Below are 17551 nucleotides of genomic sequence, written 5' to 3'. Positions count from 1 at the left end.
CCTGTGTTTAAAAATTAATGATGCGTTCATCCTTGATAAACCTGGTATCTTTAACGGCTCCGGTGCCATTGAAGCGATATTGCAAGCCAACTATAACCGCAGGCTTACTGGAAAAATGAAGTGAATAGGCCTCTTCACCATTGATAAAAAAACGCATATGCCTGTTTTTACTTTCCACCCGCAATCTGACCCATTGATCCAGGTTGCAACCAAACTTTGAAAGATCTGCATTTTTGCTTTCTACAGTAGTACCGGCCACATATAAAGAAAGATCACCTACACATCCTTTAGAACACAGTGGAATAATAATCGTTTCATCCTTGCAAAGAATCAGCACTTCAACGCGCTGGCAAGCTGCATTGCCCTGGTGAAAATCACTTTTGAGTGTAGTCTCCAAAATAAAATTATCATTCTTGATATCTCCTATATCTTTTACATTATAAAAGCGCAATGCTGGCAATGAGGGTTGTAATGGCAGGTTATATTTTGACAGCAGCGCTTCATTGACCTCTATTTTATTGTTTTTCAGTACTTCATTTTTTTTAAAATATAGTGGAACGGTTCCATCTTTATGGACCATGGCCAGCCAGCCATCAGATGAAATCATCAAATCATGTTCTTTAACTATTTGCTGACCAACAATTAGCTTGGCCCGGTAATAACCAGGATTATAGTAGATCGCAGAATAAGTGTGCTGCTGTGCCGGAACGGCTATTTTGCGGGTTATATCCCAGGATTGGGTGATAAATACCGTGTCTGTACCAGCAGCTACAGCATCGTAATTAAAAATAACCGAATTTGGTACGCCTGTTGTTTTTATTTTGTTACTACTGAATTTATAGAATGAATGCTCAGCAGAGGCTTTAGTTTTAGTAGATAAAAAAAACATTGCATAGCTCGTAATCAGCAATATAGAAAAACCAAAGAACCAATATTGCCATTTTCCACCTGCTTTCTTTATCACTGTTAAGGGTAAGTTCTCTGCGGCAGGTATTGGCAGATGGTCCAAAGGCATCTCGTGTTTAAACTCCCGCCAGTCACTATATCCCGCAAATCTGGCTAATGTATTTAATGTGGTAGTGGTAGGAGTGCTGCCATATTTCAGCCTTCCCCACAATCGTTTTAAGGTAGTGACGCTTAATATTACACCAGTGACGCTCTGGATATCATCACTCAGCTTTTCAAAATCATAGCTTGTCCATTCACTGCTTGCACCCCGGTTTAATTTGTTTTCTATGCATGCTAAACATTTTTTGATATGTACTATTTCCGGGTTATTATTCATTGTAATCTCAATCAATTATAGACTTGCATACGTTTGCACGAATTTGGCGCAGCATTGAATAGTCCTTACCGTAGTTATTACTCACATTTGCCGGACTTATTTATTTAAAAGTATAACAATTTATGACAAAAATAGTAACCAGCCTTTTAAGGCTTATTCATCCCTCAAAAAATGGAGTATTCAAACTTGCTGTTGCATTGTTAATCATGAGCTGTATTATTGGAAGCAGCGAAATTACCCGGGCACAGCACTTAAAGGAGAAATTTAAGGTAGTTAACCGGATGATCAGTCTGGATAAGAAATCTGGAACCATACACCTCAATGAAGCTGAAGGCGCTGGTATTGCCTGGATAAACCATAAGGAATTTATTGAAGGGACAATTGAATTTGATGTGAAAGGAAAAGATAAAATTCAAGGTAGTTTTGTCGGTATTGCTTTTCATGGATTGAATGACAGTACTTATGAGTCCATTTATTTCAGACCTTTTAATTTCCGTGCGAGTGATCCGGACAGAAAGTCTCACGCCGTACAATATATTGCTAATCCAGGATATGACTGGCCAAAACTCCGGGCTGAATTTCCAAATAAATATGAACAACCCATTTCACCTGCACCTGATCCAAATCAATGGTTTCATGTGAAAATAACCGTATCCGGGGAGCTGATATGCGTTTATGCAAATAGGGTTAAACAGCCAGTTCTGAAAGTAAAATCATTGACTCACACCCACGGAAAAATGATTGGTTATTGGGTGGGAAATGGCTCTGGCGGAGATTGGAAGAATTTAAAAATCATTAATTCAGGCTTATGATATATTTTTTGATCAGCTCTATACCTTGCTTGTCCAAAAACATAAGAATAATTAGATTGTATAACATATCAGGTAGTATATTGAAAGGGCAATTTTTTTTAGTTCAAACTGTTAAGATGTATAGTTTCAATCAGGTCTGCTGTGAAACAGCAACTGCATTGTTTTACAAAATGTAACTACATTTGACCTGATGTCAATGAATTGAAATGGAAATTATACCGATCAGGTATATCAATGAAACAAGGAAAGAACCGGATTTCTCCGGGAACTTTAGTATCCGGGATATCAGTGACATCCTTGCTGGAAAGGATATGCTCCAGGAACTTCACAGGCATGACTTCTTTTATGTTCTCATTTTAAAAAATGCTACCGGTCATCATGAAATTGATTTCACAGCTTATACTGTTGGTGATCATTCAGTTTTCTTCATGCGTCCGGGACAGGTACACCAAATCATGTTAAAAGCAGAAAGTAAAGGGTATCTGATACAATTTGGGAATGAATTCTATGCTCTACATGAAAAAGTATCAGGTCAGCTATTAAGCAAAGCAGGCAGTTTCAATTATTATCAGTTTAATCCTGATAAATTTCAAAAGCTACAGGCCATACTAAATGATATCTTTCAGGAATATACCTATAAAGAACAGCAGTATCAGGAAGTTATTAAAGCAAACCTGGACATTTTCTTAATTGAGCTTGTCAGGCAGCAAACCACCGGCATTTCTACTTATTCCAGCCTTTATTCGCAGGAAATAATGGAGAAGTTCTCAGCACTATTAGAAAAGCATGCTTTTGAACATAAGCAGGTAGCTGAATACGCTGCTATGCTAAACCTTTCTATGTATCAGCTGAATTCAATAGCCAGGTCAATGCTGGGCAAAACCTGTTCGGAGCTCATTAACGGATATATGATCCTGGAAGCTAAAAGAAATCTTTTGGCAACAGCAAATCAAATCAATCAAATAGCCTCTCATTTAGGGTATGAAGATGTTTCCTACTTTATCAGGTTCTTTAAAAAACATACAGGGTATTCACCTGAACAATTCAGACAGAACTTAAAATAAATCCTGTAAAACTAATTTTTTGTCCTGCTATGCATGTAACCCGTGATCGTACTTTTGTAGCAGGAAAAGGAATTGTTTCCGGGAAATTTTAAACCAATGTATATGAATCAGTCTGCAGATGAAGAAAATAAATGGAATAACCGCTATCAGGAAGCACATTATGCTTACGGGAAAGGGCCTAACCTGTTTTTTAAGGAATGGCTTTGCAAATTTGAACCCGGATCTATATTAATGCCTGCCGATGGGGAAGGGCGCAACGGAGTATTTGCTGCGCAGCTTGGGTGGAAAGTTACTTCACTGGATCTGAGTACAGCAGGGAAATCAAAGGCATTACAACTTGCTAAAGCGCATCAGGTCACCATGGAATATATTGTTGGTGATCTGGAACAAATGGAATTTGAAAAAGAATCATTTGATGTGATTGGGCTTATCTATGCACATTTTGCAGCCGGCAAAAAATCCTTACTTCATAAAAAATTAGCTGGCTACCTCAAACCAGGAGGGATTATTATCCTGGAAGCTTTCAGTAAAAAGCATTTGCAGCTGAATAACCTCGACCCTAAAGTTGGCGGGCCAAAAGATATTGATATGCTATTCTCTAAAGCAGAGATATCTGCTGACTTTGAAAATTATGATCCGCTGATCCTGGAGGAGGAGGAAGCATTTTTAAATGAAGGAGAATATCATATTGAAAAAGCGCCGTAGTCAGATTTGTTGGCAGAAAGCCTTATTGATGCAAATTAATAAGGTTAATCTAGTTATAATTTAAGGAGCACTGAGTTGAAATGTCATGACTTCACCATGGAGTTATTGTGGTTCTGTAGTGGTTTTAGCACTCAGTTCCTTTTGTTTCTCCAGGTTAAACTTAAAAAGTTCTTCGGTTGAGACTAACTTTCGTTTACATTTTTCTATATCTGTACCTTCTTCTGACCATAAATAGGGGCGGAAACTGTAAGATTTACTTCCATCCAGATTTGCAATAAATTGATTCCATGTTGACCATCTTAAACCTTTATAAAATGCAGAAAGGTCGCTGTCAAAACAGAAACGAATAAATTCACTGTAACCAAGACCAAGAGGTTCCCATTTTAAACTATTGGGAGCCAGGTAATAAACGTTCTTTAAGTCGTCTCCAAATGCACCATAGTTTATAGCAAAAAAGCCACCGGCTGCATCATCAGCTACTAAAAGATAAGCTGGCTTATCACCATATTCCTGAAGTGTTTTTCCTTTGTTCCACTCTGAAACAGAACGGTTTAATTTTTTACTTCCCGAACCCAGAATCCTTAACCAGCCATCATCTACCATAATACCACCGCTATTGTAAATTACCGCACCTAAAGTGGAATAAGTAGAAACCTGGGTATTGAACAATACATTTTTAGCTTCAGCCGAATCAAATTCAAGTACCTGAACTTTGTTTTTTGCAGAGTCAACCCACTTCTGAACCAATGGCCAGGCTGGATCTGTCTGGTTAATTAATTCATTCAGGCTTTGCATTTTGTTTTGTGCAAAGGTTACAGATGACAATAGGGTAAAACCCAGCAGGAAGAAATTTTTGATGGCACTTTTCATTGAAATGGAACTTATCTTTTCCAAATATAGGATGATTTTAATAACCAGTGACCTGAAATATTTTTATAGTTGAAAAAGAAATAACTATTCAGCTTATGGAAAGCTGCAGGGATTAGCATCCATATTATAAATCAACAAGAAGTATTTTATAGTCTGGTGCTAACCTCTAAATTTTAAAGCAATGTTAGGTTCGAAAATCGATTTATTTGGCAATGAGTGGCTTGATGTAGTATTTGATCAGAAAAACAAAAATTATGGTGCTTATATGCTCCGCAGACAAAGTTCTTCCGACACCGTTAAAGCTCTTTTTATTGCAGGAACACTTTTTATCCTGCTATTTTTATCTCCTAAAATTATTAGCCTGATCAAAGGCAGTAATTCATTGGATGAGCATCAGGAAATGACAAGAGAGGTAACCGTTCAGGCTATTCCTCCGGTGGTTAAACAGGAAACTCCACCACCTGCTGCGGTTGTGCCACCACGTTCAAAAGAAACCCATGTTAAATTTCCACCGCCAATTGTTGTGGACAGAGAAGTTGAAACAGATCCGGTACAGCTTAAAGATCTCGTGAATGCCACCCCGGGACAAAAAAACATCGTTGGTGATCCCGATGGACAGATTGTAGTGACAGGGCCAGCCGGTGACGGGCCAGCAAAACAAGAGGCTATGGTAGAAGATAATAAAGTACGTGATTTTATAAATCTGGAAGTTCAGCCCACTTTTCCAGGAGGAATAGCCAAATTTTATGCCTACCTGTCAAAGGCGATCAGGTATCCTGAAGCAGCTCAGGAAGCTGGTTTACAGGGGAAGGTATTCGTGTCTTTCATTGTAGAAAAAGACGGTAGCCTGACGGATATTAAAGTAGAAAAAAAACTCGGTAATGGTACAGATGAAGAGGCTGTCCGTGTGTTAAAAGCCAGCCCAAAATGGAACCCTGGTATTCAAAATGGAAGAGAGGTCCGGGTAAAATATAATATTCCGATCAGCTTTTCTCTTGGTCAGTAAAATAACAAACAGGACGTATCGGTAACCGGTACGTCCTGTTTGTTATTTAAATCACTTCATATTAAGCTGAAACTCTTTTTCCTAATATCTTAAGGCTTTTTTCTTCCCCATCCAGTACGGCTACGTCAGGCAGAGTACCCCAATCTTCAAAGCCAAAATGCCTGAATAATCCTAAACTAGGCTCATTATGAGCAAATATAAACCCCAGAACAGTGGTTATCCCCAATGCAGCACACTTACTTAATGAATCAGCCAGTGTCCTTTTACCCATTCCTTTACCGCGCTGATTTTCTTCCAGATAAATACTTATTTCTGCGGTACCGTTATAGGCAGGTCTGCCATAAAAAGCCTGTAAGCTTACCCAGCCAATAATCTCATTATTTTTATTTTCAATCACCCAAAGCGGATGTTTTTCTGCTGTATGTTGCTCAAACCACTTTATTCTACTCTCTACAGTGACCGGTTCAGTATCTGCGGTCACCATTCTTGAAGGAATTGTTGAATTATAAATGGATACTATAGTGCTTAAGTCAGTTAATGTGGCATTTCTGTAGGTTATTTCTTCCATTTATTTGAATATCTGATTAAAATTGGTCTGATTTGTTCTTTTTATTGCTTTGAACCGGTGAAAATAGAAATGTTATCTGTGAAATTGAAATTTATTAATAGGTTATTGTAATTCCGCCGCCGTATCCCATATCACTATCATAGTGTGTTGACAAGGAAAAATATTTAGTCATCGCATAGCGGAAACCTGCCATATATTCTCTGTCTGTGTTTCCGGAAAGGTTTAACCTTAACCTGTTAGTGATTGGAATATCTTCACGCTTTAACTGAAAACGTAACTTTCCTTTGCTGTCCAGCCTGGCTTCTGCAGTTACCAGCATTGGTAAAGTATACTGCATACCTATCACAAATGCCTTTCTGTTAGACTGGTTGGTCAATTGTCCAAGCATATTTTTCTCGTTATCATTCTTGCTGCTGTTGTAATGATAGTCAAAACCGATGAAAGGCATAAACCATTGCATTTTACCTATATATCTCCCGAAGTAAGTTTCACTTTCAAATCCATGACTTGCCTTCAGGCCCAGTCTCCATTCCGTAGAAACACTATAACGGGTATTTGCTATGCGTGCTGTACCATCACTACCATTACTTTCTAATCCTATATTCGCCATCAGGTGCATTTTTCTATCATCGGCATACAGTTTCTGAATTGCAGCTTCAGGATCAGGAATCAGCAGATTAGGAGGTGAATCCTCATAACTGAAGATTCTTCCCATGCCGCTCATCATATGGTATAATATATGGCAATGGAAAAACCAGTCTCCGCTTTCTGTTGCTGCAAATTCGATCGTATCGGTTTCCATCGGCATAATGTCAAGAACATTCTTTAAAGGTGCATATTCATCCTGTCCGTTCAATACACGGAAATCATGACCATGCAAATGCATGGGGTGGCGCATCATTGAATTATTGTATAATATAATCTTTACATTTTCTCCTTTTTTAATCAGGATTTTATCAGACTCTGATACTGTTTGATGATCAATCGTCCAGACATAACGGTTCATATTTCCAGTCAGTTCAAAACGTAATAATTTCTCAGGGCCCTTTCTTAAAGTCGTTTTTTCAACGGCTTTTAACATTCCATAATTAAGGGTGACCAGATCTGCCTTTTCACTCATCTCCATCCCTTTCATTTCCGGCATATCCATTGGAGAAGCAGCAGCAGGTTTTTTCTTTCCATAATGGTCTCCTGTTACTTCCGGATACATAACCGCATTCATATCCATTTGCTGATTGCTCATTTCCATACCCATCGGCTGCAGATCACCATTCATTTTCATCATGCCGTTCATCATTTTCATCCCTTCAAAGTATTTTAACTTTCCTAAAGGTTTGGCCGGCACTTTAGTTCCACTGCCCAGCCACAAAGAAGCAGAGCCAGTGCGGTCTTCGGCTGTAGATAAGAATTCATAACTTTTTCCTTCGGCAAGAGAGACAATCACGTCATAAGTCTCAGAAGGAGCAATAATCAGCCGGTCAACTTCAACAGGCTGAACATCGTTACCATCATTGGCTACAACAGTAATTTTACCACCAGCATAAGTTAACCAGAAATAAGTAGAAGAACTACCACCAACAATCCTGAGTTTTACCTTGTCGCCAGCTTTAAACTGAGGTTGCTCACTGATCTGTTTCCCATTCGTTAGAAATTTCTCATAGTACACATCACTCACATCCATCGCATTCATCCGCTTCCATTCGTTGATGACCTTAGTTTTGAAATATCCTTTTTGTATCGCCTCAGCATAACTTTGTGTCGTTCCTTTACGAATGGCAAACCAATCATTGGCATTGTGGAGCGAGCGGTCTGCTTCCTCTGGTTTCATGTCAGTCCAGTCGCTTAATACCACGGGAATTGCAGGGATAGCAGGCTCATTTTTCTTGTTGAAAATTAACGCTCCGTACATCCCGCTTTGCTCTTGCAGCATGGTATGGCTATGGTACCAGTAAGTACCGTTCTGAATAACCGGAAATTTATACAAGAAGGTAGCATGGGGTTGAATTGGCATTTGAGTTAAAAAAGGCACACCATCCATGTTATTGGGCAGGAATACACCATGCCAGTGAATAGAAGTTTCCATATCCATCAGGTTATGCACATAGATTTCTGCGGTGTCGCCTTCTGTGAAAACCAGTGCCGGGCCGGGAATACTTCCATTAACCGCCATTGCCATTTTAGGTTTTCCGGAATAATTAACGGTTGTGTCATTGACATAAAGGTCATAACGCACCACTTTTGACCGGTGATTTTTCTCCTGAGCCTGCGTTAATGTTAAACCGGAGAGCCCGGTGAACAGGATGTATATAATTAATGATTTCATTGTTGATTTGTTAAGGAAAAACTGTATTTCGTTTTCTCCATCCAATAGATACTAAGGTTTGCGCTGCCAGGGCGAGTTTGGCCTTGCTATGGATGAAGGTATAAGTAGCTATTTTATAGTTGTCTGCATCATGTTAAATCCCATTTCAGCTCCGATAACGCAAGTAAATTCTACTACCGTATTCAAAAAGAATACAAGAATCAGAAAGGCTGCTTTAAGCATGATGGAACGCTGGATTTTCATGTTATACAAAAATACGCCATAGCTTCTTTGACAGATTTACATAATTTGAATGAAAATATTCAAAATTTTACCTTAGTTGGCAATCCGGTATGGATAAAAACACTCATTTATAACGGTTATGTTTCTAAAAACTGTAAATGAGCTGACATAAAGAAAGAGTGGGAAACCGATATTTGTGACCAGTATAAAATTAAATCATCATATGAAGTTATTAATAACCTGTCTTACTGTTATCTTTTTCTCTCTTTCTGCTTCAGCGCAGGACATAGGTTCAAAATTGCCAAATGCGATCTTTTACAACAGAGATAATACCCCTTTCTCTACTTACAGTATCCCTGGTGGAAAAAAGTCACTGATTATCTTTTTTGACGCAACCTGTGAACACTGTCAGAAAGTTGTGGCGCAGATGAGTAAAAGAACAAAGGAACTGAAAAACGTAAATGTTTACATGATTTCACAAGATGAATACAGATCTATTGATTACTTCATGACCAATTTCGGAAAACCATTTTTACAGCAGAAAAATGTAAAAGTAGTTCAGGATCGTGATCATGTATTTATTATGGCTTTCCATCCAAAACAATATCCTGCTATTTATTTATATAATGCAGATAAAAGCCTGGCATTTACTTCAAGTAATCAAAATGATGTACCTAAGTTTTTTAAGCTGATTAATCCTTAAAAGAATATAACATAGAAACGGCTCTTTCTGATCAAAATCGGAAAGGGCTTTTTTTTGGTCAGAATGTTTGAATAAGTTTAAACCTGTAAGGGAATGTCGGCACAAGTTTATATGTTTACAGGATGGAAGTTAAACTTGACAAAACCACACTGCCACAACATGGCCAGCAGGTGCTATTTCAAACTGTCATTGATGAGGAATACGAGACCTGGCAGGAAGGTATTTACAATGCAAAAGCTGAATACATAAGAATCTCAAAAGGTGATATTTACGACATGTGGGGAGACGTAGTCAGATGGGAGCCTTCAGTTTAACACCTTATGGTCCGAAAGTTTGTTCATTATTCTGCAGAAATCAAAATTAACTCAAAATAAAAGATAAAATCATCTTAAAATATGGTTTTCTTTACCCAATCATGAACCGCATTACCTATTGCTTAAAATGTATGGAATATAAAAACACGGCTGCTATAACCCTATAGTGGCTGTTTTTGTTTTTAAATTATTCATTATTAGTTAATTAGGATTGTGTTTAACGCTTTGTTGAAATTTAGATTTCTTCTTAAAACTCCCTGCAAAATCTTTTATGCCACTCCATCACCGGCTATCTGCTTTATTTCATTTCATTTTGCTTTATCAGGTTTCCAGTTTTTATTTCTTTCATGTTATTATATTGTGAATAAATAATACCTGTTTTATTCTTTTTGTTCATTCCTCTTTCTGAGGCAGAAACCAATAACCAGAGTCGTAAATTTGTTCTATTGAAAGAATTAAGACTCACCTTGGTAATAGTTTTTTCGATTTAGCTAATTTATTAGCTTAATTGGCACTATTGGGGCGATGGGCGGGACAGATTCTTTGACATACTGAAATAACTTGTAATCGACATTTTTGATAGAATAATATCTATAAAGTTTAATATTTATCTACCTAATAATATATGGAAAACCTTAAGATAATCGGAATAACACCATTTGAGAAGCCGGATACCGAACTTGCAGTTGCTTTAAATCAATCAGGAATATTTCCTGTACTCAATCTTGGTTATCAGTTGCCTGAAGCTATTCAGGCATTGAATAAATTAGTGCAAAGTGGTGTTACAGATTTTGGAGTATGTATTCCATCTTCTGATTTGACAACTATAGAACTCCCTGTACAAGTGAGTTTGATTATTATTCCTGATGGCGTAGAATTTCAGCGCAAAGCAGGAGTGAAGCTTATTCGCCAGGTTTATGATTTGAGCTCGGCAAGACAAGCTAAAATTGCTGCTGCCGACGGAATTATTGTGAAAGGAAATGAGGGAGCAGGAAGAGTTGGACATGAATCCTCCTTCGTGTTGTTTCAACGTATCATACAAGAAATCAAAGATATTCCTGTTTGGGTACAAGGTGGTGTTGGTATACACACCGCTGCTGCTTTAATTGCACAGGGAGCTGCCGGCGTTATACTCGATAGTCAGCTGGTTTTATTTCCAGAATGCGGCGTACCTAAAGCTATCAAAGATATTTGTGCTAAATTAAGTGGTACAGAAACCAGGTTATTTGGCGATTACCGGGTATTATCCCGGCCAAACTCACCTGTTATCGAACAGGATATCAACCCAAAAGAATTGACTACCTATTTTAATAACTTCGATCTGGAGAAAAGCTACCTGCCTTTAGGACAGGATATTGCTCTTTCTTCAGATCTTTTTAACAGGTATAAAAAACTAAGCAAACTGGTATTTGGTATCAAAGAAGCTATTTATGGTCATTTAAACCAGGCAAAATCACTGAATGTAATCAGCCCGGAGAATCCTTTAGCTAAAGAACTGAACCTCACTTACCCGATTGCACAAGGCCCGATGACCAGGGTAAGCGATGTTGCACAATTTGCAGATGCCGTATCTGGTGCCGGTGCTTTATCATTTATCGCTTTATCCTTACTCAAAGGAGAAACCGCGAAGAACCTCCTCAAAGAAACCAAAAAACTTGCAGGTAATAAGACCTGGGGGGTAGGTATTCTTGGTTTTGCCCCGCAAGAATTGCGTGATGAGCAAATGCAGTATATCCTGGAAGAAAAGCCGCCAGTAGTGCTGATTGCAGGAGGTCGTCCATCACAAGCTAAACCACTGGAAAAAGCAGGAATCAAAACATTTCTTCACGTGCCATCCGCATCGCTGTTAGATATGTTCTTAAAAGAAGGTGCCCGGAGATTTGTTTTTGAAGGCCGCGAATGCGGAGGCCACGTTGGCCCGCTATCAAGCATGGTGCTTTGGGAAAAACAAATTGAACGTTTACTGAAAGAAGATAATCCGGAACAAATCAGTGTATTCTTTGCCGGAGGTATCCATGATGCCTTCTCTACCGCATTTATCTCGATTATGGCCGCCCCGCTTGCTGCAAGAGGCGTAAAAGTCGGTGTATTGATGGGAACAGCTTATTTATATACCAAAGAAGCCGTAAGTACAGGAGCTATTCAGGATAAATTTCAGCAGCAGGCCGTACAAGCCAGTGACACTATATTACTGGAAACCGCTCCCGGACATGAAACAAGATGTCTTAAATCTCCATTTTCTGATTTCTTTAGTGAAGAAAAAGTCAAACTTCAGCAATCAGGCATAGATAAAAAAGAAATATGGGCAAAACTGGAAACGCTGAATGTAGGGCGTTTACGAATTGCAGCCAAAGGAATAGAACGCAGAGGTGATGCGCTGGTTACGATCAATGAAGCTGAGCAGCTTACCCTGGGTATGTATATGATTGGTCAGATTGCTGCGCTGCAAAATAAAGTAGTTTCATTGCTGGAACTGCATCAGGATGTAGCAGAAGGTAACTACCAGCATGTGTTGAATGCGGCACTTGCTGTTCCGCCAGAAAAAACAGGTAAATCTTTAGACGTTGCAATTGTAGGGATGGCTTGTATTTTCCCCGGAGCAAAAGATCTGGAAGAGTACTGGAGCAATATTATTTTAGGGAAAGACAGCGTAACCGAAGTTCCGGACGAACGCTGGAACAAAGAATTATATTATGATCCGGAATCTGCAGCAGGCGATATGTCACACTCTAAGTGGGGTGGCTTTATCCCTAAAATAGATTTCGACCCGGTTGAATTTGGTATTCCGCCACAATCACTGGCAGCGATAGAGCCTACCCAGTTGCTGACCCTGATGGTTGCCAAACAAGCTATGGAAAATGCAGGTTACCTGGATGGCGGTTATGACCAGGAAAATGTATCTGTAATTATTGGTGCCGAAGGTGGTAACGATCTGGCAAACAGCTACGGATTCAGATGTTTCTATAAACAGGTATTCGGAGATATGCCGGCCGAAATCGATCAGGCTTTGCCTAAAATGACAGAAGATTCCTTCCCGGGTATTCTGGCTAACGTGATTTCAGGAAGAGTGGCCAACAGGTTAAACCTGGGTGGCCGTAACTTTACCGTAGACGCAGCCTGTGCATCCTCTCTGGCAGCAGTTGATCTGGCTTGCCAGGAATTATTTTTAGGCAAATCTGATATGGTGCTGGCAGGCGGAGCCGATTTACACAATGGGATCAATGATTACCTGATGTTTTCAAGCACACACGCACTATCCCGTAAAGGCAGGTGCGCTACTTTTGATGCTGAAGCAGACGGAATTGCATTGGGTGAAGGTATAGCCATGGTGGTTTTAAAAAGACATGAAGATGCTTTGAGAGATGGAGACCGGATTTATTCAGTGATCAAAGGTGTTGGTGGTTCAAGTGACGGTAAAAGTTTAGGCTTGACTGCACCGCGTAAAAACGGGCAGGTGCAAGCCCTGGAACGTGCCTATGATCAGGCAGGAATTACGCCTTCGGTAGTTGGATTGGTTGAAGCCCATGGAACAGGGACTGTAGTGGGTGACCGCACCGAATTAAGTGCATTGACAGATAAGTTTATTCAATCTGGCGCAGTCACCGGTCAGGCACACCTGGGATCTGTGAAAACTCAGATCGGGCACACTAAATGTGCTGCCGGACTTGCAGGTTTGATTAAAGCATCCCTGTCCGTTTATCATGGAATTAAGCCGCCTACCATCAATCTGAAAAACCCGAACAGCTATTATAATGCAAAAACCAGTCCTTTTGCTTTCCATACTGAAGCAGGATTGTGGTCTGAAGAAAAACGTTATGCAGGGGTGAGTGCATTTGGCTTTGGAGGAACTAATTTCCATGCCGTAATTGAGAATAAAAACCCTGTAAGTACTACGGTGCCGACCTTGAAAACATGGCCATCGGAACTTTTTGTTTTCAGAGGTGACACTTACGAAGAAGCAAAAACTAAATTAACAGCAGTCAAAACATTGTTAGACAGTAATGCACAGGTTGATTTAAAAGATATCGCCTACAGTCTGGCTATGGCCGATAGCAAACCCATACAACTGTGTATTGTTGCAGACCGGCCTGAAGACCTGAATATGAAGGTAGAACTTACCCTTTCCGGTATTGAAAGTAAAGACACTTATGCCACCAAAAAAAGAGATGGAAAAGTAGCATTTATGTTTCCCGGACAAGGTAGTCAGCGGATTAATATGGCAAGAGATCTTTTTGTCATCTTCCCGGCGATGCGTGATTTATTAAAAGACTTGCCTGAATATGAGAAAGTCCTTTTTCCAAATGCAGTATTTGATGCAGCTTTGCTCAAAGGACAAAAAGAAGCCATCAAAGACACCCGTATGGCACAGCCTATATTGGGAATTGTCAATCTGGCTATCGCTAATTTCCTGAGAGAATTGGGTATTGTACCTGATATGGTTGCCGGACATAGTTACGGAGAGTTGCCGGCACTATGTTTTGCTGGTGCATTTGCTGAAGATCAATTGGTACAGTTGAGTTCGGCAAGAGCAAAATCTATTCTGGATGCTGTTGAAGGTGAAGATACAGGCGCCATGATTGCAGTCAATGCCAAACAAGAAGAGCTGCAAAAAATCATTTCAGGTTTAACTGATATCTATGCAGTGAATTATAACTCACCACTGCAATGTGTGCTTGCAGGAACCACACCTGCCATTCAGCAGCTGATGGAAGTCCTTAAAGCAGCTAAAATATCATTCAGAGCATTAGAAGTTGCCTGTGCATTCCACAGCCCGCTGGTTGTGAAATCAAAAGAACTTTATCAGCAGGTATTAGCAGATGTTCAGTTCAATGATTTGAATTTACCCGTATGGTCAAATACGACCGCGAGAGAATATCCTGAGCAGGCCGCACAGATTAAAGAAAGATTGACTGATCACCTGATCAAACCGGTTAAATTTGTAGATCAGGTACAGGAAATGTATGCTGCCGGAGCCAGAATATTCATCGAAGTAGGCCCGGGTAAAGTATTGTCCGGATTAACTAAAGCCTGCCTGGGTAAAGACGAAATCCTGATGCATGCAGAAGATAACGGATTGAATAAACTGACCCACCTTTTAAGCATGCTGGCCACTTACCTCTCCACCGGACGTACCATCCACATCGAAAAATTATTTGAAGGCCGGGGCGCGAGATTATTAAATCTCCATGAACCGGCATTGTATAAAAAAAGCCCTACAGTCTGGTTCGTTAACGGCCAGCATGCAATTCCTTCTAACGGGAAATTGCCAGCTAACGGGGCGTTACCTATCATACAACCTATCCAGATGAAAAACAGAGAATTAAGATCAGAACCTTCACAAAACGCTCACTCTGCCGGTGATTTGATGATGCAGGAATATCTGAACAGTATGAAATTATTAATTCAGGCACAGCGTGATGTAATGCTTACCTTTTTAGGGCAAAATGTTCCTTTTAATCAGGGACTGTCTAATCCTGTAGCTTTACCGCAGCCTGCTTTCGCACAACCAGCAGCTCATTTTGAAGCCGCAGTACCGCAAGCCATTGTACAACCACAAGCAGCAGCAGTTCAGCCAGCAGAACAAAAAGATGTTAAACTTGCCTTATTACAGATTGTAAGTGATAAAACAGGCTATCCGCAAGAAATGCTGGGTATGGAAATGGATCTGGAAGCAGATCTGAGTATTGACTCTATTAAACGCCTGGAAATTATAGGTGCCCTTCGTACCGAATTAGGAGGCTTTAGCGGAACTCAGAGTGAAGATACGATCATGGAGCAGCTGGCCGGAATTAAGACCTTAAACGGGCTGGTGAACTGGATTACTGAAAATGCAGTACCATCGGGTACTCACGTATCCGCAACTATCAATATCGAATTAACCGTTAAAGAGAATCAGCCTAAATTTTCAGCAGAAGAGCTGAGAGCGGCCATCCTGTCTGTAGTGAGTGAGAAAACAGGTTACCCGGAAGAAATGCTGGGGATGGATCTGGATCTGGAAGCCGATTTAAGTATTGATTCTATCAAAAGAATGGAGATCATCGGTGAACTGAAACTGAAAATTGGCTTTAGCCAGGGACAGGAGCAGGGCGATGATATCATGGAGAAACTGGCAGCCATTAAAACACTGAACGGGCTGGTGAACTGGATCCTGGAAATTGAGTCAGAAACCAATGAAGTACTTACAGAAGCAAAAAAAATCATAGAAGAAACCGTAGTAGATAATTCAAGTCTTGAAAAATTATCCAGATTACGTTTTGAACTGACCCCGGCAGCAGTATCTGATATTGAAGCGGCTATCCTTAAAGGACAACGTTTTGCCATCACTGATGACGGTAACGGACAGGCTGTCAAGATCAAAAATCTGTTCAAAAAAAGCGGTGCTTTAGTAGATGTGATATCAGCAGGTGATGATTTGGAAAGCTATCAGGGTTTAATTATCCTGAATATGTTTACCACAGCAAAGAAATCAAGCATCATAGATCATTTTGCCATGATCAAACAACTGAATTTTGAAAAGGTGAAATGGGTATATATGATTTCTGATATCAGAAGTCACCTGAATGACAGTGCTGATGTAGAAATGCTGAGACTTTACCAGGGCTATTCCGGATTCTTCAAAAGTCTGGACAGAGAATATGAAAATACCAAGTGCAGAATTGTGAGCCTGGAAACGAAAATGTCGGGTGAAGACATCGCTAACATCACATTGAATGAAATCTTAAATCCTGATAAACCATCGGAAATTATTTACCACGATCAAAAAAGACAGATCATGGAACTGGTTCCAGCAGAATTGGTTACCGGACTTGAAGATTCTCATATCCAGCTGGATAAAGATGCGGTTGTGCTGGTACTGGGAGGTGCTCAGGGAATTACAGCGGAGCTGATGATTCATTTTGCTAAAGACTACCCTTGTAACTATATCCTGGTTGGCCGTTCAGCTGATCCAAAATCAGCCGTTCAGGGCATAGCAGCCTCCTTAAAAACAAAAGATGAAATCAGGAACTTCCTGGTGCAACAGGGTGAACTTAAAAAGCCAGCTGAAATAGAGCAGGAAACAGCCAGGATTTATAAAAACAATCAAATTCTGCATAGCATTGCTATGCTCGAAAGCGGAGGTTCTAAAGTAGTTTATCAATCCATGGATCTGCGTGATGAAGAAGGCCTGAGCCGCTTCGTTGACAGCGTTTACAAAGAATATGGCCGCATTGATGGTGTAGTACATGGAGCAGGTTTATTAGAAGATAAACTGTTTCACAGTAAAACCTCAGAATCTTTTGAACGCGTATTTGATACCAAAGTTACCCCTTTAAGAGTACTTGCAGAAAAACTAAAAGCCGAAACTCAGTTTGTGATCCTCTTTTCAAGTATTGCTTCTGTTTATGGGAACCGCGGACAAACAGATTACGCAGCAGCCAACAGTGTAATGGATAAATATGCCTGGGCTTTGAAACAGAAAATCAACGGGAAGGTACTGGCTATCAACTGGGGGCCATGGAAAGGAGCCGGTATGGTTTCTCCGACACTGGAAAAAGAATACGAAAGAAGAGGCATTGCGCTCATTCCATTACAAGACGGTATGGAAACTTTCTTAAATGAACTCAAATATGGAAAAGAAAGCCAGGTACTGATTATGGCTGGAAATAACTGGTAGCTGATCTGTTTTAAACAATATACCT

The 17551-nt window shown here is 39.9% G+C and carries 11 protein-coding genes; 7 read left to right on the top strand and 4 right to left on the bottom strand.

Features of this window, described 5'->3' with window-relative positions; all coding sequences use genetic code 11:
- Window positions 1-7: 7 nt before the first annotated feature.
- A complete protein-coding gene (locus AB3G38_RS11700) occupies window positions 8-1285 on the bottom strand; it encodes a hypothetical protein (protein ID WP_367868647.1) in 1278 nt (425 codons plus the stop codon).
- A gap of 122 nt (window positions 1286-1407) precedes the next feature.
- Between AB3G38_RS11700 and AB3G38_RS11695 the strand changes: the two genes are divergently transcribed.
- The 3 genes from AB3G38_RS11695 (at window position 1408) to AB3G38_RS11685 (ending at window position 3866) form a co-directional block, all read left to right on the top strand.
- Window positions 1408-2097 carry a hypothetical protein gene (locus AB3G38_RS11695; RefSeq protein ID WP_367868646.1) on the top strand — a complete coding sequence of 230 codons (690 nt, stop codon included), beginning with the start codon at window positions 1408-1410 and terminating at the stop codon, window positions 2095-2097.
- 206 nt (window positions 2098-2303) lie between these two features.
- Window positions 2304-3161, top strand: a complete 858-nt coding sequence (locus tag AB3G38_RS11690; protein WP_367868645.1) for a helix-turn-helix domain-containing protein — start codon at window positions 2304-2306, stop codon at window positions 3159-3161.
- A gap of 102 nt (window positions 3162-3263) precedes the next feature.
- Window positions 3264-3866 (top strand): class I SAM-dependent methyltransferase, encoded by a 603-nt coding sequence (locus AB3G38_RS11685; protein ID WP_367868644.1) that lies wholly within the window; start codon window positions 3264-3266, stop codon window positions 3864-3866.
- A 102-nt stretch (window positions 3867-3968) separates the two neighbouring features.
- On the opposite strand, the gene AB3G38_RS11680 is transcribed toward AB3G38_RS11685, so the two are convergent.
- On the bottom strand, window positions 3969-4760 hold the full coding sequence (locus AB3G38_RS11680; protein ID WP_367868643.1) for a DUF2625 domain-containing protein: 792 nt from the start codon (window positions 4758-4760) through the stop codon (window positions 3969-3971).
- A gap of 157 nt (window positions 4761-4917) precedes the next feature.
- On the opposite strand from AB3G38_RS11680, the gene AB3G38_RS11675 reads away from it, so the two are divergent.
- Window positions 4918-5742 carry an energy transducer TonB gene (locus AB3G38_RS11675; RefSeq protein ID WP_367868642.1) on the top strand — a complete coding sequence of 275 codons (825 nt, stop codon included), beginning with the start codon at window positions 4918-4920 and terminating at the stop codon, window positions 5740-5742.
- A gap of 61 nt (window positions 5743-5803) precedes the next feature.
- Here the strand turns inward: AB3G38_RS11675 and AB3G38_RS11670 are convergent, their stop codons facing one another.
- Window positions 5804-6310, bottom strand: a complete 507-nt coding sequence (locus AB3G38_RS11670; protein ID WP_367868641.1) for an N-acetyltransferase family protein — start codon at window positions 6308-6310, stop codon at window positions 5804-5806.
- Window positions 6311-6404: 94 nt separating this feature from the next.
- Window positions 6405-8633 carry a multicopper oxidase domain-containing protein gene (locus tag AB3G38_RS11665; protein WP_367868640.1) on the bottom strand — a complete coding sequence of 743 codons (2229 nt, stop codon included), beginning with the start codon at window positions 8631-8633 and terminating at the stop codon, window positions 6405-6407.
- 445 nt (window positions 8634-9078) lie between these two features.
- On the opposite strand from AB3G38_RS11665, the gene AB3G38_RS11660 reads away from it, so the two are divergent.
- From AB3G38_RS11660 to AB3G38_RS11650, 3 genes are all read left to right on the top strand, one after another.
- On the top strand, window positions 9079-9558 hold the full coding sequence (locus tag AB3G38_RS11660; RefSeq protein WP_367868639.1) for a peroxiredoxin family protein: 480 nt from the start codon (window positions 9079-9081) through the stop codon (window positions 9556-9558).
- 122 nt (window positions 9559-9680) lie between these two features.
- Window positions 9681-9872, top strand: coding sequence for a hypothetical protein (locus tag AB3G38_RS11655; RefSeq protein ID WP_068395261.1), 192 nt, complete (start codon window positions 9681-9683; stop codon window positions 9870-9872).
- A gap of 625 nt (window positions 9873-10497) precedes the next feature.
- Complete coding sequence (locus AB3G38_RS11650) at window positions 10498-17526, top strand: SDR family NAD(P)-dependent oxidoreductase (RefSeq protein WP_367868638.1); 7029 nt, start codon at window positions 10498-10500, stop codon at window positions 17524-17526.
- Window positions 17527-17551 lie beyond the last annotated feature (25 nt).

Origin of the sequence: Pedobacter sp. WC2423 (assembly GCF_040822065.1) — a bacterium.
In the GTDB taxonomy this organism is placed as follows: domain Bacteria; phylum Bacteroidota; class Bacteroidia; order Sphingobacteriales; family Sphingobacteriaceae; genus Pedobacter.
This window is presented reverse-complemented; position numbering and strand designations above follow the sequence as displayed.

Excerpts from the sequence above, each read along its gene's own strand:
- AB3G38_RS11700 (WP_367868647.1), bottom strand. The coding sequence starts at position 1,285 with ATGAATAATAACCCGGAAATAGTACATATCAAAAAATGTTTAGCATGC.
- AB3G38_RS11695 (WP_367868646.1), top strand. The coding sequence starts at position 1,408 with ATGACAAAAATAGTAACCAGCCTTTTAAGGCTTATTCATCCCTCAAAA.
- AB3G38_RS11690 (WP_367868645.1), top strand. The coding sequence starts at position 2,304 with ATGGAAATTATACCGATCAGGTATATCAATGAAACAAGGAAAGAACCG.
- AB3G38_RS11685 (WP_367868644.1), top strand. The coding sequence starts at position 3,264 with ATGAATCAGTCTGCAGATGAAGAAAATAAATGGAATAACCGCTATCAG.
- AB3G38_RS11675 (WP_367868642.1), top strand. The coding sequence starts at position 4,918 with ATGTTAGGTTCGAAAATCGATTTATTTGGCAATGAGTGGCTTGATGTA.
- AB3G38_RS11670 (WP_367868641.1), bottom strand. The coding sequence starts at position 6,310 with ATGGAAGAAATAACCTACAGAAATGCCACATTAACTGACTTAAGCACT.
- AB3G38_RS11665 (WP_367868640.1), bottom strand. The coding sequence starts at position 8,633 with ATGAAATCATTAATTATATACATCCTGTTCACCGGGCTCTCCGGTTTA.
- AB3G38_RS11660 (WP_367868639.1), top strand. The coding sequence starts at position 9,079 with ATGAAGTTATTAATAACCTGTCTTACTGTTATCTTTTTCTCTCTTTCT.
- AB3G38_RS11655 (WP_068395261.1), top strand. The coding sequence starts at position 9,681 with ATGGAAGTTAAACTTGACAAAACCACACTGCCACAACATGGCCAGCAG.
- AB3G38_RS11650 (WP_367868638.1), top strand. The coding sequence starts at position 10,498 with ATGGAAAACCTTAAGATAATCGGAATAACACCATTTGAGAAGCCGGAT.